The sequence below is a fragment of the Alteromonas confluentis genome, assembly GCF_001757105.1.
In the GTDB taxonomy this organism is placed as follows: Bacteria; Pseudomonadota; Gammaproteobacteria; order Enterobacterales; family Alteromonadaceae; genus Alteromonas; species Alteromonas confluentis.
In genome coordinates this window covers 48,422-66,844 of the sequence record NZ_MDHN01000029.1, presented here as the reverse complement: position 1 = coordinate 66,844, position 18,423 = coordinate 48,422, and the positions used below count along the sequence as shown (strand labels likewise).

Sequence of the window (18,423 nt, the reverse complement as noted above, 5' to 3'; positions counted from 1 at the left end):
TTTCTGCTCTTTTTTGTAAACTTCTGAACCTCTCTTCGCGCAATTAGACCAATTATCCAATAAGCACGACAAGCTCCCTCAGCGGCTTGTTTAATTCAGCCTTTTTGACCCTATTTATGTTTGGTTATAAAAATAAGGAGAAACTGATGTCAGCGCGACACCGAAGCGCAAAGGGAACTTCCCCACTTATCTGGTTCGGCGTACTTTTTCTTACCGCTTGTGCGGCCATTACCAGTTGTGCAGTAAAAGAGCCTGCTAGCGTAGAAGGAACTTGGGTTATTACCTCCTCGGTGGCTCCCGGGATTAGTGCTATGGAGCCTGAAGACACTAAAACTATGCTAGGCCAATCGTTTCAATATTCAACCGACAATGTGGTACTTGGTCAAACACAATGCGGGCAAACGAAATGGCACGAAAAAAAGCTATCAGAGAAAGACTTTCAAATTGAATATAAAGTGTCTTTTGCGCAACTCGGCATCGTAGCGAATAAAATTTCACGTTTCGACATTGAATGTCACGGGGAAAATGTGCCGGGTCAATCAGTACTGGTTGCCAGTAAAGAGCGTGCTTTTACCCTATGGGATGGCGTTTTCTTTCAAATGGAGAAAACCGAAGCCATAGCGCAATAATGGCGCTGTTAAACATGTGAAAGCCAAATATCGTCAGTTATTGGAACGACAAGTTATTAGCTTGATAGCCTAAACACATTGCAATTCGTGCTGATTCACGGACAATATCCTCTTCGAAATTTCGGAAGTGAATATTGTGAAAGTCGTTCCAACCTCAAAAGATAAAAATATCGAAAAGCTGAAGGTACCGCCGCACAGCATCGAAGCTGAGCAGGCCGTGCTTGGAAGCATGCTTATCGATCGTGAGAGTTGGGACAAAGTGGCCGAAGTGGTCACCGATACAGATTTTTATAATCACTCCCATCAGGTCATCTTCAAAGTCATTCTTCATCTGTTAGGTCAGAGTCAGCCGGTGGATTTGATTACTGTGTCTGAAGCGCTTGAGCACCGAAACGAGCTCGAAGATGCAGGTGGCTTCGCCTATCTTGCCGAATTGGCAAAGAATACGCCAAGCTCTGCCAACGTGGTCTCCTATGCGAAGATCGTTAGTGAACGCGCAATCACTCGTGAGTTAATTAGCGTTGCTCACGAAATTGCCGAAGTGGGGTACAACCCGGAAGGTCGCGACAGTGCCGACATTCTGGATATGGCAGAGAGTAAGGTTTTTGAAATCGCAGAGAAACGAACAGGGGAAAATGAAGGCCCCCGGGATGTTGACTCGGTGCTTGATAAAACTATTAAGCGACTGGAATCGTTGATAGAAACCAGCAAGGAAGTAACCGGTGTTACCACGGGTTTCAGCGACCTCGACAAGAAAACCAGTGGTTTACAGCCCTCCGACCTAATCATCGTGGCTGCCCGTCCGTCGATGGGTAAAACAACTTTTGCTATGAACCTGTGTGAAAACGCCATGATGGCTGAGACAAAAGCCGTGCTGGTTTTCAGTCTGGAAATGCCGTCTGAGCAAATCATGATGCGTATGCTGGCATCACTGAGTCGTGTAGACCAAACCCGCATTCGTACTGCCCAACTTGATGATCAGGAATGGGCTCGAGTCTCTAACACCATGGCCATGCTCAAAGACAAAGATAACCTGTTTATTGATGATTCTTCCGGCCTGACACCGATGGATGTGCGCTCGCGGGCACGAAAGCTGGCCCGGGAACGTGGCGGCATTAGTTTGATCATGGTGGATTACCTTCAATTGATGCGGGTGCCGTCTTTAAGTGATAACCGTACGTTGGAAATCGCCGAGATTTCGCGTTCATTGAAGGCTTTGGCGAAAGAATTGGAAGTACCTGTGGTTGCGCTGTCGCAGCTTAACCGTAGTTTGGAACAACGGGCAGATAAGCGCCCAGTAAACTCGGACCTTCGTGAATCGGGCTCCATCGAGCAGGATGCCGACTTGATCATGTTCATTTACCGTGACGAGGTTTATCACGAAAACAGTGAATACAAGGGTATTGCAGAAATCATTATTGGTAAGCAGCGTAATGGTCCCATCGGTACAAGCCGTCTTACCTTCCAAGGCCAGTTTTCGCGTTTTGACAATTATGCTGGTCCCGCTTTCGACGACGAATACTAACGCTTACACTTACACTATCGAAACAATCGATAAATCTACAGACACAAAAAAGGCGCCAGATGGCGCCTTTTTAATATGTCTTATTGTCGAATTAACGCTTTTCAGGTACTTCAACAATCGCTGTAACGCGGATAGAGATACGACGGTTTACGCGGTTTGCTTCTGGAGAAGTACCTTCCATCAGCAGTTCACTTTCACCGAAACCTTCTGTGCTAAGACGTGCAGGGTCGATATCGTATTCATTTACCAGAACGTCTTTAAACGCTTCTGCACGACGCTCAGACAGTTCCATGTTGTACGCATCAGTACCTGGAGCAGATGCGTGACCTTCGATCACTGCTTCTGTTTTGCCGTAGCGCTTGAAGAATGCAACAAAGTCTTCGATGTCAGCAGAGTGTGGCTCAGACACTTCAGCACTTTCGTTCGCGAACAGAACACGCAGGTTGTGCGTTACTTCTTTTTCGTCAAACACAGTACAACCGTCTGCGTCTACTTTGTCGTTCATTGGTGTGTCAGGGCACATGTCTTTGCTGTCTACAACGCCATCGCTGTCGCTGTCAGCTTCAGTAACTACTGCACAACCTGTTGAATCAACTTCGGTACCTGCTGGTGTGTTAGGACACTGGTCAACACTATTAAGCACGCCATCGCTGTCGCTGTCACCGTCTACAACAGGCGTAGGCTCTTTGTAGTTAGACGTTGTCGCGTTTCCGAATGGGAATGTCAGACCAACTTTAACGCTGTAGTCGTAGTAAGAATCGTCGATGTCGCGATAAGCAGCAACTTCAGTAGAAAGCTTCAGCTTTTCACCGATTGCCCAATGCTTACCCAGACCTAAGTTAACCAGGTTGTGATCTTCATCGAATTCCTGACGCTTAAGACCACCGAAAATGTACCACCAGTCATTAGGCATGAAGTACATTGCGTCTACGCCAAACATGAAGCCAGAAGCGCTGTCTTTATTGCTCAGAACTTCCATATAATCGAGTTCTAATGCAGTAAATTCACCGCGAACAGCCCAGCTTTCATCAAAACGCCAGCCCATTTCCATACCAACGCCTTTGCCATCGTCCAGGTAATCAGGTGCTGGTTTGTCTACGTCAGCATTATAATACATACCGTAAATGCCAAACCATTTATCGTATGATTGTGTTGATGCTTCCTGTGCAGATACGTGAGCAGAGGCTGCTAATGCAAATGCCAGTGCAGACAGTTTAAAAGTTTTGTTCATTTTCACATCCTGTATAACGTTGAGTGATAGATAAATCAATTGGATGAAAAAGTCTTAGCATACGGCGTGCCAACTGCGACCTTTCGTATATAAGAATTTTCTGGAGTTTATCGCCAAAGGCCGTGTAAAGTCGCCAGAATGCGCCGACTGCCACCATTATTGCGATGTTCGCCCATAATAACACCTTGCCAAGTGCCTAGCTGTAGCTTTCCATCCTTTACCGGAATTGTTACCTCGCAACCCAACAAGCTAGACTTGACGTGAGCGGGCATGTCGTCCATACCTTCATAGGTGTGTGTAAAAAATTCCGAATTTTCTAATACAGTATGGTTAAACCAGCTTTCCAGATCACTTCTTACCGATGGATCTGCATTTTCATTAATGGTGAGACTGGCACTTGTATGCTGAAGCCACAAGTGAAGTTGCCCAATCTTTACGTTTGCTAACTCACTGATTGCACTTTCGATATGGTCTGTGATGAGGTGGAAACCCCGTCGAAACGGGGGAAGGATAATTTCTTGCTGGTGCCAGTTACTTGTCAAAGCATATTTCCATATGAGCCAATCCTTCGTCGCACATAAATGGCATGATGAGTTTGGAACCATCGACCTGGTGACTAATAGTGTGTTGCTTTCCAGATACTACGATTGGTGTGGCCATGCCAAACTCGAAGCCTTTCTCCGCCAGGTCTCGCTTCGCGTTGCCACAAATCATGTTGGTGACTTCACCAACCATATCGCCAACTTCCGCGTCGAGCTTCGCAGGACGCTCGCCTACCATACGCTCCATAATGGTCAGCGCCAGTTCCTCATCAAAGGTGATCGACATTGACCCTTTTATCTGAGGCCCTACCATTCCAATTAAGCCGGAAACATCGCCCTGCGCTATATCGCTTTGTTTACGCTTTGGTTTTCCTGGCTTTAATTTGGTTTGTGCCATGGTTTCCATTACGTTTAGTAAACCATTGATGAAAGGATTAACAAACTCAACATTCATGGTGTTCTTCCTCTGGCTCAGAGTTTTCTGCATCCTGACAGTCTGCACAAAGTCCGTGAGCTTCTATTGTTTGTTTGGAAACTTTGAAACCATATTTACTCGCCTGGTTTTCAAGGGTTTCCTGTAAGCCTTCCGACTGAATTTCTGCTACATCGCCACAACTGTCGCAAATAAGGAACTGTACCGGATGGTGGCAGCCAAAATGATGACAGGCCACGAATGCATTAGTAGATTCCAGTCGGTGTATAAATCCAAATTCTAGTAAAAAATCCAGAGCACGATAAACAGTTGCCGGTTTCGCGCCGGATTCTGTCTCTTTTAATGTGTCCAGCAACTCATACGCCCCCATCGGACCATGTTTACCAAGTAAAATCTCGTAAACTTTTTCGCGTAAAGGGGTGAATCTGGCGCCACGCTGTTCGCAATAAGCACGGGCTTTATTAATCAGGGTAGTACTATTCATGACTTTTTACCGACAAATGTCTTTATTATTTATGACATGACAACCCGTGACTGGTTCGGGTTCCTGCCAATGCAGCTGATTTCTATTCTCAGTATAACATTGCGGTGAACCTTAACAATGACAGAGGTGTTTCCGCAATCGTAACAACTATAAAAATACCGGGAAAATCACTATCATGAGCGCCGGGTTTTTGAAATGCCGCATTTATAGCAACACAAGTTTAGGACTTTTTAAGGTGAATGAATGATTAAGCCAGTGCCAGAGAATCGCCTCGCTACTACACAGGCGTTATGGATTATATTCAGCCGTGACATGTTGCTGGTGAGAAAGTCTGAAGATGCTTTATTTCAGGGGTACTGGAATGAGATTAGTCTACTCGCCCACCATCAAAGTAGTATCGTAGAATTACCCGCACTATCGGAACATCACGACCTCGCGCATCCCGTTTTTCTGCTCGATCTAGGAGCTGAGCACGTAGAACATGAGTTGTGGGAGTTTACTACAATGCGTAGCGTGATGGCTGAAGGCTCAGAGGCACTCTTCAATGTACTGTCGAGAGCCTGGCAATATGTACATTTTCTTCGCACCCATCGCTACTGTGGCCAGTGCGGCGCGCAGATGGAACAGGTGGATTGGGAAATGGCGATGCAATGTCATCAGTGCAAACATCGGGCTTATCCTCGTGTCTCGCCTTGTATCATTGTGGGAATTTATCGCGATAATCAGATTTTGCTGGCTAAGGGCGTTCGTCACAAAGAAAGTGGTATGTACTCTACACTCGCCGGCTTTGTGGAGAGCGGCGAAAGTCTCGAGCAAGCCGTTCATCGGGAAGTCGAGGAAGAAGTGGGCGTAAAAATTAAGAATCTTTCATACTTCAATAGTCAGCCCTGGCCATTTCCGCATTCCTTAATGATGGGGTTTCTGGCGGAATATGACTCTGGCGATATTGTTCCGCAGCCCGGCGAAATTGATGATGCGCAATGGTTTGATATCGATAATCTACCAAAGATTCCACCTAAGCTTTCTATAGCTGGCAAGCTTATTGAGGCGATGATCCAACGAGACATGGGAAACGAATAATAAAAAAGCCTCGCTAGGCGAGGCTTCAGGAAGGTTTTAATCGGTCCCTTAAGGGCTTCTTTATTTTTCTTACTATTATATAAGTCTTCGTGAGATGCAAGACTAAAGTCTTATGCATTCGTATGCAAAGCGGGTCTTTAGCACAATTTTGGGTAACAGTTGATTTGACCCCGACGCAAGCGGGCGAAATATTGTTATACTCCCCACCAGATTATGATTAAGTTGTAGAGGATTTGCATGTCGGCTAATAGCCCATCTATCGAGCGCCCGGCGCTGAAGAATGACAGATATTTACGCGCGCTGCTCAAGCAGCCTGTAGACGTTACTCCTGTATGGATGATGCGTCAGGCTGGTCGGTACTTGCCAGAATATAAAGCCACCCGTGCGGAAGCCGGTGATTTTATGTCGTTGTGTAAGAACGCCGAATTAGCCTGTGAAGTAACGCTACAACCTCTGCGTCGTTTTCCTCTTGATGCCGCTATTCTGTTTTCTGACATTCTCACAATCCCTGATGCCATGGGATTGGGATTGTATTTTGAAGCGGGCGAAGGTCCTCGCTTTAAAAATCCAATACAGAGTAAAGCTGATATCGATAAAATTGGTATTCCTGATCCGGAAGGTGAGCTGCAATATGTGATGAATGCCGTGCGCACTATTCGCCGCGAACTGAAAGGCGAAGTGCCACTGATTGGTTTCTCGGGAAGTCCGTGGACACTGGCAACTTACATGGTTGAAGGTGGTTCAAGTAAGGCCTTCACCAAAATTAAGAAAATGGCGTTTGCTGAACCTGCACTGCTACATGCATTATTGGAAAAGCTCGCTGATTCTGTCACCAGTTATCTGAACGCGCAAATTGCTGCTGGCGCACAGTCGGTGATGATTTTTGACACCTGGGGTGGTGTATTGTCGCCACGGGATTACAAATTATTTTCTCTGCAGTATATGGCGCGTATTGTTGAAGGGCTTAACCGCGAAAGTGAAGGCCGTCGAGTGCCGGTTACCTTATTTACCAAAAATGGCGGCATGTGGCTTGAAGCCATTGCTGATACTGGCTGCGATGCTGTCGGTTTGGATTGGACTATCGATATTGCTGATGCCAAAGCCCGCGTCGGTGACAAAGTCGCTCTGCAGGGCAACATGGATCCTTCCATGCTATATGCTCAACCTGAACGAATTGAGCAAGAAGTTGCAGACATCCTAGCTGGATTCGGCGAGGGGACAGGCCATGTATTTAATCTTGGTCATGGTATACATCTTGATGTACCACCCGAGCACGCAGGTGTGTTTGTTGACGCAGTGCATAAGCTAAGTCGCCAATATCACAAGTAATTGTTACTAAGCGTAAAATTGCGGGAAGGTAGGCGCTAATTACGCGTCTCTTGGTAAGCCTTTCTGAATGACTCTGATCAAACGCTGCTTCTGACGATTGTCGTCATAGGCAGCGTTTTTGTTTTTCTGCTGATCAATGGCCCAGTCGATGTGTTCCTGAACCAGTTCGCTTACCTGGCCACTTCTGCTTTCAAGGGCTGAAAGTATAGACCCATCGGCAGCGGCATTTCCCATCGCAACTGCAATGTTGCGTAACCAGCGTGCGTGACCAATACGTCGAATGGGTGAGCCTTCTGTGTTTTTCAGAAACGTCGTTTCATCCCAATTAAACAGGTTAACCAGCGTTTCACCATGCAGCTGACTGCGGGGAAAGAAGTCTTTTTCTTCGGTAATATTGCCGTAGCGGTTCCACGGACACACCAGCTGGCAGTCGTCACAGCCGTAAATCCGGTTACCCATTAGCGGACGCAAGTCTTCCGGTATCGGGCCGTCGTTTTCGATGGTGAGATAGGAAATACATTTTCTGGCATCCACCGTATAGGGGGCGACAATCGCCTGTGTGGGGCAAATAGTCAGACAGGCAGTGCAGCTTCCACAGCCTTCTTCAACCGCCTCATCTACTGGCAGGGGCAGGTTAATAAACAACTCGCCGAGGAAAAACCAGGAGCCAGCTTCTTTGTTTAATGTGAGAGAGTGTTTGCCTGTCCAACCAATACCGGCTTTCTCGGCTATAGCATGTTCGAGCACCGGCGCGGAATCTACAAACGGGCGATACTCAGTGTCAGCTAATTCAGCTTTAATTTTTTCACCCAGCTGTTTAAGACGGTTTCGCAGGACTTTATGGTAATCCCGACCGAGAGCATAGCGACTGATATAACCGATTTTGTCGTCAGACAGATGGCGGGCAAAGGAGGCATCAGGCGGCAAATAGTTCATGCGTACGCTGATCACCCGCACTGTGCCAGGTACCAGTTCTGCCGGACGGGCGCGCTTTAATCCATGAGCAGCCATATAGTCCATACTGCCGTGGTAGCCGTTATTCAGCCATTCAAGCAGTTTATCTTCGTGCTGACTGAGATCAACATCGCTGATACCGACCTGCTGAAAACCTAGCGCACGGCCCCAAGCCTTGATATCGTCTGTTAATCTATTGAGATCGATTGATTGCAACGCGGATATAAAACCATGCTAGATACTAAACTCGCGACAAGCTTATCACACAAACTGTTTCGCGCCGAACAGGTGAGAGAACACGAACGTAAAGCGGCGGAAGATTCAGGCTGCGAATTGTTTACGCTGATGGAACGGGCCGGTACCTCGGTATTCCGTCAGTGTCAGAGCCTGTTGCCCAACACCGATGTTTTTCTGGTGGTGGTAGGGCAGGGCAATAACGCCGGTGACGGTTATATTGCTGCACTGAAAGCAAAGGATGCTGGCAAACAGGTGCATGTCTGCGCCGTAGAGCCTCATCGAATTCTCGAAGGCGATGCTGGTGAAGCACAGCGCCGCTGGTTAGATGCTGGTGGTAAAATTGAAGTGTTTAGCGAAGAACTGCTGGCAAAAGCAGGGCTAGTCGTAGATGCCATGTTGGGTACCGGCATTACCAGTTATATCCGCAATGAGTTTGCCGATATCATCGACGCCATCAATGCCAGCGATACGCCTGTTGTGAGTATTGATGTACCGTCAGGCCTGGATGCCAACACTGGGCAGTCTTTAGGGCGTTGTATTGAAGCCGATGTTACGGTTACGTTTGTGGGCATTAAGCCCGGTTTAACCACCGGTGCCGGAAAACAGTCCTGCGGCAAACTGGTTTACGATGATCTTGGTATTGGTAAAGCCTTTGCCGAGTTGGCGCGATCATCTGCCAGTTTGCTGGATATCGAACAGTTCCGTGGTATGGGGCCTCGTGCTGTACACAGCCACAAGGGAACATACGGTCGTTTGCTCTGTGTTGGTGGTAATAAAGGCACTGCCGGTGCTATACGATTAAGCAGTGAAGCGGCTCTTCGCAGTGGCGCGGGCATGGTACGGGTATTTACGCATGAAACTTCTACCATACAAGTAAGCGCTGGTCGTCCAGAGTTAATGGTTACTGACAGCGATCTTGAAGATGCGCTGAAGTGGGCAACCTGTGTGGTAATTGGACCCGGGCTCGGACAAGACGATTGGGCTGAATCGGTATTCACTACGGTAATGAAGCACTGTCAGACGCATCCTAAGCCCATGGTGCTGGACGCGGACGCACTGAATTTGCTTAATCGTGCGGCTACGGCGTACACCATAAACGACTGCATTTTAACCCCTCACGCTGGCGAAGCGGCCCGATTGCTGGGCGTGTCTGTCGATGATGTAGAAGCAGAACGATTCAACTATGCCCGTCAGTGCGCTCAGCGTTATCATGCAACGTGTGTGCTGAAAGGTGCTGGTACCATCATTGATAACGAGAGAAAAACCTGGGTGAGTAAACATGGTAACCCTGGTATGGCAACGGCTGGCAGCGGTGACGTATTAAGCGGCATTTTGGGGGCATTGCTGGCGCAAGGACTGTCTCGTGATATTGCGGCTAAATACGGTGTCACAGTGCATGCGAAAGCGGGTGATGATCTGGCTGACTTGTATGGTCAGCGTGGTATGATTGCCAGCGATTTATTCGATGCCGTGCGCATGCTCATCAACCAGTAGTGAATGTTAAACTGAACTTATGCCTTATCCAGAACTCTCCTTTACGTCTTCATCACCCGAAGAAACCGCATTTGTCTCTGAAAAGTTGGCGGACGCGGTCAGTCAGCAGCAGCTAGCGACCAGCTTGGTTGTTTATCTGGAGGGCGATTTGGGCGCGGGTAAGACAACGTTCAGTCGTTACTTTATTCAACGGTTAGGCCATTCAGGTAACGTTAAGAGTCCTACTTATACACTGGTTGAACCGTATGAGTTGAAAGACGTATCGGTGTATCATTTCGACCTATACCGGCTAGCTGACCCTGAGGAACTGGAGTTCATGGGCATACGGGATTACTTTCGTGAAAAGGCGGTTTGTTTAATTGAATGGCCGCAAAAAGGGGCTGAATTCTTGGCTTCTGCGGATTTAGTGATTAGTATTAACTCACATAATGATGGACGAATATTATCGGTTACTGCCCGATCAGAGGCAGGCAAAGCCGTTATTGATGTACTAGGTAGCTGACTCTTTAAATAAAATAATTAAAGTCAGTAAGGGTAAATTTCAGGGTTAATTATGTTGCGCGTAATCATACTCACAATCTGTGTGTGGTGTCTGGCGAGCGCTGCCTGGGCACAAAATCAGATCAGTAGCGTCAGGGCTGCGCCTTCTGGCGACAGAACCCGTTTGGTACTTGATCTGAAAAGTGCGCCTGAATATACCTATTTTTCACTCGAAAGCCCGTACCGGTTGGTAATTGATTTAGCTGATACTGGCAATAACAGCGATTTATCCAAGGCCGATATCAGCGGCGATCTCGTTCGCCGGGTTCGCCATTCCACACCAAAAAATGAAAATGCCGCTCGCATCGTCGTTGAGTTATCTCGCAAGGCTGCACCTTCCGTTTTTCCCGTTGAACCCGACGGACCTTATGGTCACCGCTTAGTTGTCGACCTTATTGACTCAAAGCCAACCTATACCCAAACCCCTAGTGTCGTGCTCGACAGCAAGAACAATAGTCGCGATCGCGACATCATCATTGCTATCGATGCTGGACATGGTGGTAACGACCCTGGTTCTATCGGCCGTGCCGGCACGTATGAAAAGCACATTACGCTGAGCATCGCCAAATATCTTGAAGATAAGGTAAATGCCCAGCCGGGAATGCGTGCCATCATGACGCGAACAGGCGATTACTATGTGGGATTGAATAAACGCCCTGAAATTGCCCGTAAAAGTAAAGCCGATCTGCTTATCTCCATTCATGCTGATGCGTTCACGACCGCTGGACCGCGAGGCGGCTCTGTGTGGGTATTGTCTATGCGTCGGGCTGATACTGAGTTAGGTCGCTGGCTGGAAAGAACGGAGCAACATTCAGAGTTATTGGGTGGAGCCGCTGAAGTCATTTCCGATAATGCCAGTGAGCGTTATCTGGCTGAAACGATTCTTGGGCTGTCTATGGATCACTCCATGGCGTCGAGTTACGACCTGAGTCAGAAAGTGATTAAGGAACTTAAGGGCGTCACTCGCATGCACAAGTCTTCGCCGCAGGCTGCTAGTCTTGCTGTACTAACTGCGCCAGATATTCCCTCTATCCTGGTTGAAACGGGTTTTATAAGTAATCCGCAGGAAGAAAAAAACCTTAACTGGAGTGATTACCGGGAGCGTCTGGCATCATCCATGTTTAATGCTATTAAAACCTATTTCCGTCAGGTGCCGCCCGACGGCACCCTCTGGGCAGCAGAAAAGTCGCGGAATCTCATTCATAAAGTCAGACGGGGTGAGTCTTTATCCTTGCTGGCCCAGCGCTACAATGTCAAAATCAGCACTATCAAAGCCGCTAATAACTTAAATAGCGATACCGTTCAGATTGGTCAGGAACTGACCATACCGCGAACCTGAAAGTAACCAGTTACAGGATTTCCCTTGCCTATACAGCTACTCCCACCACAGTTGGCTAACCAGATTGCGGCTGGCGAGGTGGTAGAAAGACCTGCCTCCGTTGTTAAAGAACTGGTTGAAAACAGTTTGGACGCCGGTGCAACCCGTATTGAACTGGATATTGAAAAAGGCGGTCACAAGCGCATTCGTTTACGTGACAACGGCAACGGTATTATTAAAGATGAGCTAGCGCTCGCACTGAGCCGCCACGCAACCAGCAAAATTGCCACGTTGGACGATTTGGAAAGTATTTTATCGCTTGGTTTTCGTGGCGAAGCGCTCGCCAGTATCAGTTCGGTTAGTCGTTTGATACTTACCTCTAAGCCAGAAATGCAAGAGCAGGCCTGGCAGGCACACTGCGAGGGGCGGGATATGGCTGTGAGTCTTAATCCGGTCGCGCACCCGCCAGGTACCACAATTGATGTTGCAGACTTGTTCTACAACACCCCGGCCAGACGAAAATTTCTGCGTACCGAGAAAACAGAGTATCAGCATATTGAAGATGTTATTCGTCGGATTGCACTCAGTCATCCTGCGGTGTCGTTTATTCTTAAACACAACGGCAAAGTGACCAAACGTTATCAGGCATCAGCTTCAGACCATCTTACCCAGCGCATTGCTGCGGTGATGGGGCAGAAGTTTCTGACCAATGCAATACATGTAAAAACAGATTATCACGGTATGCAACTGGAGGCATGGCTGGGCAACGAAGCCATGTTGCGAAGCAGTACGGATGGGCAGTTCAGTTTTGTAAACGGCCGCGGTATGCGGGATAAACTCATCTTGCACGCAATTCGTCAGGCATATGAGAGTGTGTGGGGCGTATTAGAACAACCCTCATTTGTGGTTTATCTCACTGTTGACCCGCGCGATGTAGACGTAAACGTACATCCTGCGAAACACGAGGTGCGTTTCCAGCAAAGTAGGCTGGTACATGATTTTATATGTAAAACCGTGGCTGATGCGCTTTGCGACGGTGATGATAAAGCGCAAACGGGTTTTGACGAGCCCGAACACGACTATATTCGCCCCTTAACACCCGTTGCTTCAACGTCGTCGGTTCCGTCGTTTGAGCAGCGTCAGGCGGGGTCGCCAAGCTCGCCTTCTGGGGGGGGCGGTTCATTTCGTCAGTCTACCGGTGGCGGGAGCAGCAGCGGGCGCTATCCGCCAACACAATCAGGGTCGTCGAAGCCCTCCATCGCCGATTACAGTGAGGGCTACACGGCCTTGCTGACATCGCAGGCAAATATTGGCGACAAAGTAAACTTGCAATATCTTCAAATAAATGAATATATAAGAATTTACTGTCATAAAAACAGCTGTTTGCTATTGTCCATAAACGCTATAATTGCCCCTTGGGTTGAGCAAAATATTATCGCGGCTGGCGCCTCACAACCGCTACTCATGCCCGTCTCCGTCGCTGACGATGGTACGATTAGCCAGGACACGGTGGAATTACTTCGGGAAGGCTTTTTTGAAGTAAATCTGGTTGCGGGGAAGTATCGTTTACAGCAAGTGCCGGCAGGTTGCAGGCATTTCCCGTGGGTTAACTGGTTTCCGCAAATGCTCGCATCAAAACAGGAATCGCTGGGTGGTGTGCTAAAATCCGTGAGCAATACTGAAACCTTGCCCAGCGACATCATTGCTGCGGTTTGGCATGATTTTGACCAAAATGCGGAAGCAGAGAAAATTGCCACGCTGGAAGCCCATGGACGCAGGCAGTCCATAGATAGCCTGATTGAGAAATGGCCTGAATGAAAAATAAAGACGATATGAAGCCTGTCGTAACAATTATGGGCCCGACCGCTTCCGGTAAAACCAGTCTGGCTCTAGCGTTGTCACAGCAAACACCCTGTGAAATTATTAGCGTTGATTCTGCGCTGGTTTATCGCGGTATGGATATCGGAACCGCGAAGCCAACGGCTGAAGAACAAGCCATCGCGCCGCATTGGCTAATCGATATTATCGACCCTAATGAAAGCTATTCTGTAGCAGAATTTCACAGTGATGTGGGAACACTGATAAACGACATTCACCAGCGCGGCAAATTGCCTGTTTTGGTGGGTGGTACGATGATGTACTTTAATGCCTTGATAAATGGTATTTCGCCCTTACCTAGTTCAAACGATGAGGAAAGAGCGCGTATTGCCCAGGAAGCCGAGGCCTATGGATGGAACGCCTTACACGACGAATTGACGCGTGTAGACCCTGTAAGCGCAGCTCGTATTCATCCAAATGACCCACAGCGCCTGACCCGCGCTCTGGAAGTATATCGGTCTACCGGGCGTAACCTGACAGACTGGCAAGCAACAAAAGGTGAGCCTTGTCCGTTTAATGTCACACAATTTGCAATTGCGCCGGAAGACAGAGCTGTTTTACACGGTCGTATTGAACAACGATTCGATATGATGCTGGAAGACGGCTTTATAGACGAGGTCAGAAGTTTATTTGCCCGGGGTGATCTACACGAAGATTTACCCTCTATACGATCCGTAGGATACCGTCAGGCGTGGCAGTATTTGCAAGGGCAACTTGATTACGCGGAAATGCGTGAACGAGGGATAATAGCAACACGTCAGCTTGCTAAGCGTCAGTTAACCTGGTTGCGAGGCTGGCCTGAAGTCGAATGGCTTGACACGTTTGCTAACGATAACTTAACTAGAATTATGTCAAAAATCACACTTTAACTGTTGGAGTGTGTTATACATTAAGCGCGGTGACAACTGTATAGTTTGTCATGGAAATAATAAAAACTAAGGAAATCAAATGGCTAAAGGGCAATCACTACAAGACCCATTCTTGAATGCGTTAAGAAAGGAGCGTATTCCCGTTTCCATCTACCTGGTAAACGGTATCAAACTTCAGGGGCAGGTTGAATCTTTCGACCAGTTCGTGATTTTGCTGAAAAACACAGTAAGCCAGATGGTATATAAGCATGCCATTTCTACTGTTGTGCCTTCTCGAGCTATCACTATGCCCAGTTCAACCCAAGGGGACTCTGACAATAGTAAAAGTGAATAATACAAAAGGTACATTGCTTGTTTGACCGTTATGAAGCCGGTGAACAGGCTGTTCTTGTTCATGTAAATTTTGCTGACGAAAGCAGTAAAGAAGATCTCGCTGAGCTTGAATTGCTCGTATCTTCTGCTGGAGTGAATGCGGTAGACGTACTTACGACGTCGCGCAGTGCACCCCACGCCAAGTATTTCGTTGGTTCAGGTAAAGCCGAAGAGATTGCTGCTTCTGTGAAAGCGCATGATGCGAATGTAGTGATTTTCAATCATGCGTTGTCGCCGTCTCAGGAACGGAATCTCGAAGCTATCTGTAAATGCCGGGTACTAGACCGTACTGGCTTGATCCTCGATATCTTTGCGCAACGTGCGCGAACCCATGAGGGTAAATTACAGGTAGAGCTGGCGCAGTTACGGCATATTTCAACCCGACTCATACGCGGATGGACACACTTAGAGCGCCAGAAAGGCGGGATAGGTCTGCGTGGACCGGGTGAAACACAGCTCGAAACTGACCGCCGGCTCTTACGTGCCAGAATTAAAGCCATCCTGCGCAGGCTGGAGAAAGTCCAGAAGCAGCGGGAGCAAGGCCGTCGTTCGCGCAAGCGCGCCGAAATTCCAACCGTCTCTCTCGTTGGCTATACCAATGCCGGCAAATCAACTATGTTCAATACCATAACGGATTCTCACGTTTATGCAGCCGATCAGCTGTTTGCAACGCTAGATCCGACACTGCGTAAAATTGAACTTAAGGATGTGGGTCCGGCTATTCTTGCTGACACAGTAGGGTTTATTCGTCACCTGCCTCACGATTTAGTTGCTGCGTTTAAAGCTACGTTGCAGGAGACGCAGGAAGCAGATTTACTCCTACATGTGGTAGATGTTGCTGAAGCTAACTATCGTGAAACGATGGATGAGGTGAACGCGGTTCTTGAAGAAATTGACGCAGATGACATTCAACAATTAATAATCTGTAATAAGATTGATAAACTTGATGAAATTTCTCCGCGTATAGATAGAGATGAGGACGGTGTGCCTACCCGGGTATGGGTATCAGCACAAACCGGCGAAGGACTCGATTTATTGAGCCAGGCGCTGACCGACTGTCTCGGTCAAAGCATGGTGAGCTATACACTACGAATTCCGCCTGCACAGAGCAAATTACGTGGTGTATTGTACGATTTAAATTGTATTGCCAATGAAGCTTACGATTCTGACGGTGACTGGGTAGTAGACATTAAAATGCCTGCTGCCGATTGGAACCGTTTAGAGAAACGATTGGACCAGGGGTTATCCCATTTTGTGGACCATCATTGACAAACGCTTAAATTGACGACAGTTTTCAGATAAATAACCAATTATGGAGTATCAGCATGGCTTGGAATGAGCCGGGTGGCAAAAATAATGACCCGTGGAAAAACCGCGGCGGTCGAGATCAAGGGCCCCCGGATTTGGACGATGTGTTCAAAAACCTGTTTGGTAAGTTCGGTAAAATGGGCGGCGGCAGCGGTGGTTCAGGCAAAAGTTTTGGTACTGTAGGTGCCGGAATTTTAATTGGACTGTTAGTCGTTATCTGGGTCGTCAGTGGCTTTTATACTATCCGCGAATCTGAGCGTGGTGTAGTACTTCGCTTTGGCGAATATTATAAGCAAGTCGACCCTGGCTTACGTTGGAAGCCAACCTTTATCGATTCTGTTATTCCGGTAGACGTAACTTCTATTCGTGACCAGGCGTCTAGCGGTTCCATGCTGACTGAAGATGAAAACGTCGTTCGCGTTCAAATGGAAATGCAGTACCGGGTTGTTGATCCGTACCGTTGGACATTTGCTGTAACGAGCCCTGAAATGAGTTTAAGTCAGGCTTTAGACAGTGCGATTCGTTACGTTGTTGGTCACTCTCAGATGGACGATGTACTTACAGATGGTCGTGAAGTTACTCGTCAGCGAGTGTGGGAAGAATTACAGTCTATCCTTGAGCCCTATGATCTGGGGGTCACGATTACGGACATGAACTTCCGCGATGCGCGCCCACCTGAAGAAGTAAAAGATGCATTTGATGATGCCATTGCCGCGCAGGAAGATGAGCAACGTTTCATTCGTGAAGCTGAAGCTTATGCCCGTGAAATTGAGCCTCGCGCCCGTGGTCAGGTTAACCGCATGAACGAAGAAGCACAGGCATACAAAGAGCGTGTGATCCTCGAAGCGCAGGGTGAAGTGGCACGATTTGCTGAGCTACTGCCTCAGTACGAAGCTGCGCCAACGGTTACCCGGGAGCGTATTTATCTGGAAACCATGGAAGAAGTGCTTAGTAAAACAAGCAAAGTGTTGGTCGACACCAAAGGTGGCAACAACATGATGTATTTACCATTGGATAAAATGATGGAACAGCGTTCGTCGTCTACTTCATCTCCAGCAAGAAGTTCAACAACACCTTATCAGTCGTTACCGATGTCGTCTTCTGACAACTCCGGCAGACCTTCAACGGTAAACTCTGGTATTCGTGACAGCCGTTTTGGAAGTGGGGGAGAATAACACATGAAGAATCTATTGATTGCAGCCGTGGTGCTGGTGGTTATTCTGTTTTCGGGCGCTGTTTTCGTGGTTAGCGAAGGTGAACGAGCCATTGTAATCCAGTTTGGTAAGGTTCAACGTGATGATGCTACCGGCGACACCAGAGTGTTTGAGCCGGGACTGCACTTTAAATTCCCGTTCATCGACTCTGTGCGACGTCTTGATGCGCGTATTCAGACGTTGGACGATGTGCCCGATCGTTTCGTAACATCAGAGAAGAAAGACCTGATTGTAGACTCTTACGTGAAGTGGAAAATTGCCGATTTTGCTCAGTACTATCTGTCAACGCAGGGCGGTAATAAACTTCAGGCGGAAGCGCTGTTAAAGCAAAAAGTGAATAACGGCCTGCGTTCAGAGTTTGGTGCTCGCACCATCGCACAAATCGTGTCGGGTGAGCGCTCAGCGCTGATGAATCAAGCAATGGAACAGGCTAGCCAGTCTTCAAAAGAACTGGGTATCGAAATTGTTGATGTGCGGGTAAAGCAGATCAACCTGCCGAACGAAGTCAGCAACGCGATTTTCCAACGTATGCGAGCTGAACGCGCGGCGGTTGCCCGTGAACACCGCTCAGAAGGTCAGGAGCAAGCAGAAGTCATTCGTGCCGACATCGACGCCAAAGTAACGGTTATGCTGGCAGATGCAGAACGTAATGCCCGTCAGGTTCGTGGTGAAGGTGACGCATTGGCAGCTCAGATTTATGCAACGTCATATTCTAAGAACCCTGAGTTCTACAGCTTCCTGCGCAGTATGGATGCATACCGCAAGAGTTTCAGCAGCAAAGACGATATCATGGTGCTTGAGCCGGATGGTGAATTCTTTAAATACCTGAATCACGCCAAAGGTAAATAACTTCCCAAGCCCGCGAAACGCGGGCTTTTTTTAATCCTCCCGTATCCTCTGCTTTACGCTTTATCGGCTAATGATAAAGTATGGAAAATGAGCCGCTTCATAGCCTTTTGCTGCGAACTGGCTGTTTTTTCGTTATA

Annotated in this window: 18 protein-coding genes; 13 read left to right on the top strand and 5 right to left on the bottom strand. The window is 47.9% G+C overall.

Annotated features, from left to right (window positions below):
* Positions 1-146 precede the first annotated feature (146 nt).
* Positions 147-629: a hypothetical protein gene (locus BFC18_RS11995; protein ID WP_070125798.1), complete on the top strand. Its 483-nt coding sequence runs from the start codon at positions 147-149 to the stop codon at positions 627-629.
* Positions 630-765: 136 nt separating this feature from the next.
* Positions 766-2,154: a replicative DNA helicase gene (dnaB, locus tag BFC18_RS11990; RefSeq protein WP_070126111.1), complete on the top strand. Its 1,389-nt coding sequence runs from the start codon at positions 766-768 to the stop codon at positions 2,152-2,154.
* Positions 2,155-2,245: 91 nt separating this feature from the next.
* On the opposite strand, the gene BFC18_RS11985 is transcribed toward dnaB, so the two are convergent.
* From BFC18_RS11985 to BFC18_RS11970, 4 genes are all read right to left on the bottom strand, one after another.
* Positions 2,246-3,385: an OmpA family protein gene (locus tag BFC18_RS11985; protein WP_070125797.1), complete on the bottom strand. Its 1,140-nt coding sequence runs from the start codon at positions 3,383-3,385 to the stop codon at positions 2,246-2,248.
* Positions 3,386-3,492: 107 nt separating this feature from the next.
* On the bottom strand, positions 3,493-3,927 hold the full coding sequence (locus BFC18_RS11980; protein WP_070125796.1) for a secondary thiamine-phosphate synthase enzyme YjbQ: 435 nt from the start codon (positions 3,925-3,927) through the stop codon (positions 3,493-3,495).
* A complete protein-coding gene (locus BFC18_RS11975; RefSeq protein ID WP_070125795.1) occupies positions 3,917-4,381 on the bottom strand; it encodes a chemotaxis protein CheX in 465 nt (154 codons plus the stop codon). The genes BFC18_RS11980 and BFC18_RS11975 overlap by 11 nt, the downstream gene beginning before the upstream one ends.
* Positions 4,371-4,844 carry a transcriptional repressor gene (locus tag BFC18_RS11970; RefSeq protein WP_070125794.1) on the bottom strand — a complete coding sequence of 158 codons (474 nt, stop codon included), beginning with the start codon at positions 4,842-4,844 and terminating at the stop codon, positions 4,371-4,373. The genes BFC18_RS11975 and BFC18_RS11970 overlap by 11 nt, the downstream gene beginning before the upstream one ends.
* Before the next feature lie 243 nt (positions 4,845-5,087).
* On the opposite strand from BFC18_RS11970, the gene nudC reads away from it, so the two are divergent.
* Positions 5,088-5,924 (top strand): NAD(+) diphosphatase, encoded by an 837-nt coding sequence (gene nudC, locus BFC18_RS11965; protein ID WP_070125793.1) that lies wholly within the window; start codon positions 5,088-5,090, stop codon positions 5,922-5,924.
* 237 nt (positions 5,925-6,161) lie between these two features.
* Positions 6,162-7,253, top strand: a complete 1,092-nt coding sequence (hemE, locus tag BFC18_RS11960; protein WP_070125792.1) for a uroporphyrinogen decarboxylase — start codon at positions 6,162-6,164, stop codon at positions 7,251-7,253.
* 39 nt (positions 7,254-7,292) lie between these two features.
* Here the strand turns inward: hemE and queG are convergent, their stop codons facing one another.
* A complete protein-coding gene (queG, locus tag BFC18_RS11955) occupies positions 7,293-8,432 on the bottom strand; it encodes a tRNA epoxyqueuosine(34) reductase QueG (RefSeq protein WP_070125791.1) in 1,140 nt (379 codons plus the stop codon).
* Between the two features lie 6 nt (positions 8,433-8,438).
* Between queG and BFC18_RS11950 the strand changes: the two genes are divergently transcribed.
* The 9 genes from BFC18_RS11950 (at position 8,439) to hflC (ending at position 18,286) form a co-directional block, all read left to right on the top strand.
* Entirely contained in the window at positions 8,439-9,938 is a 1,500-nt protein-coding gene (locus BFC18_RS11950) for a bifunctional ADP-dependent NAD(P)H-hydrate dehydratase/NAD(P)H-hydrate epimerase (protein ID WP_070125790.1), read from the top strand.
* A 19-nt stretch (positions 9,939-9,957) separates the two neighbouring features.
* Complete coding sequence (gene tsaE, locus BFC18_RS11945) at positions 9,958-10,440, top strand: tRNA (adenosine(37)-N6)-threonylcarbamoyltransferase complex ATPase subunit type 1 TsaE (RefSeq protein WP_070125789.1); 483 nt, start codon at positions 9,958-9,960, stop codon at positions 10,438-10,440.
* Positions 10,441-10,491: 51 nt separating this feature from the next.
* The gene (locus tag BFC18_RS11940) at positions 10,492-11,817 is read left to right on the top strand and encodes an N-acetylmuramoyl-L-alanine amidase (RefSeq protein WP_070125788.1); all 1,326 of its coding nucleotides are present in this window, start codon (positions 10,492-10,494) and stop codon (positions 11,815-11,817) included.
* 24 nt (positions 11,818-11,841) lie between these two features.
* Positions 11,842-13,614, top strand: coding sequence for a DNA mismatch repair endonuclease MutL (gene mutL, locus BFC18_RS11935; protein WP_070125787.1), 1,773 nt, complete (start codon positions 11,842-11,844; stop codon positions 13,612-13,614).
* The gene (gene miaA / locus BFC18_RS11930) at positions 13,611-14,543 is read left to right on the top strand and encodes a tRNA (adenosine(37)-N6)-dimethylallyltransferase MiaA (RefSeq protein WP_070125786.1); all 933 of its coding nucleotides are present in this window, start codon (positions 13,611-13,613) and stop codon (positions 14,541-14,543) included. The genes mutL and miaA overlap by 4 nt, the downstream gene beginning before the upstream one ends.
* 79 nt (positions 14,544-14,622) lie before the next feature.
* Positions 14,623-14,877, top strand: a complete 255-nt coding sequence (hfq, locus tag BFC18_RS11925; protein WP_070125785.1) for an RNA chaperone Hfq — start codon at positions 14,623-14,625, stop codon at positions 14,875-14,877.
* Positions 14,878-14,894: 17 nt separating this feature from the next.
* A complete protein-coding gene (gene hflX / locus BFC18_RS11920) occupies positions 14,895-16,184 on the top strand; it encodes a ribosome rescue GTPase HflX (RefSeq protein WP_070125784.1) in 1,290 nt (429 codons plus the stop codon).
* Positions 16,185-16,240: 56 nt separating this feature from the next.
* Positions 16,241-17,398 carry an FtsH protease activity modulator HflK gene (gene hflK / locus BFC18_RS11915; RefSeq protein WP_070125783.1) on the top strand — a complete coding sequence of 386 codons (1,158 nt, stop codon included), beginning with the start codon at positions 16,241-16,243 and terminating at the stop codon, positions 17,396-17,398.
* A 3-nt stretch (positions 17,399-17,401) separates the two neighbouring features.
* Complete coding sequence (hflC, locus tag BFC18_RS11910) at positions 17,402-18,286, top strand: protease modulator HflC (RefSeq protein WP_070125782.1); 885 nt, start codon at positions 17,402-17,404, stop codon at positions 18,284-18,286.
* The last annotated feature ends 137 nt before the right edge of the window (positions 18,287-18,423 follow it).

Bases quoted from the DNA above. Each gene is read 5' to 3' on its own strand.
- BFC18_RS11995 (WP_070125798.1), top strand. From the start codon at position 147: ATGTCAGCGCGACACCGAAGCGCAAAGGGAACTTCCCCACTTATCTGG.
- BFC18_RS11985 (WP_070125797.1), bottom strand. From the start codon at position 3,385: ATGAACAAAACTTTTAAACTGTCTGCACTGGCATTTGCATTAGCAGCC.
- BFC18_RS11975 (WP_070125795.1), bottom strand. From the start codon at position 4,381: ATGAATGTTGAGTTTGTTAATCCTTTCATCAATGGTTTACTAAACGTA.
- BFC18_RS11970 (WP_070125794.1), bottom strand. From the start codon at position 4,844: ATGAATAGTACTACCCTGATTAATAAAGCCCGTGCTTATTGCGAACAG.
- nudC (WP_070125793.1), top strand. From the start codon at position 5,088: ATGATTAAGCCAGTGCCAGAGAATCGCCTCGCTACTACACAGGCGTTA.
- hemE (WP_070125792.1), top strand. From the start codon at position 6,162: ATGTCGGCTAATAGCCCATCTATCGAGCGCCCGGCGCTGAAGAATGAC.
- BFC18_RS11950 (WP_070125790.1), top strand. From the start codon at position 8,439: ATGCTAGATACTAAACTCGCGACAAGCTTATCACACAAACTGTTTCGC.
- tsaE (WP_070125789.1), top strand. From the start codon at position 9,958: ATGCCTTATCCAGAACTCTCCTTTACGTCTTCATCACCCGAAGAAACC.
- BFC18_RS11940 (WP_070125788.1), top strand. From the start codon at position 10,492: ATGTTGCGCGTAATCATACTCACAATCTGTGTGTGGTGTCTGGCGAGC.
- miaA (WP_070125786.1), top strand. From the start codon at position 13,611: ATGAAAAATAAAGACGATATGAAGCCTGTCGTAACAATTATGGGCCCG.
- hfq (WP_070125785.1), top strand. From the start codon at position 14,623: ATGGCTAAAGGGCAATCACTACAAGACCCATTCTTGAATGCGTTAAGA.
- hflK (WP_070125783.1), top strand. From the start codon at position 16,241: ATGGCTTGGAATGAGCCGGGTGGCAAAAATAATGACCCGTGGAAAAAC.
- hflC (WP_070125782.1), top strand. From the start codon at position 17,402: ATGAAGAATCTATTGATTGCAGCCGTGGTGCTGGTGGTTATTCTGTTT.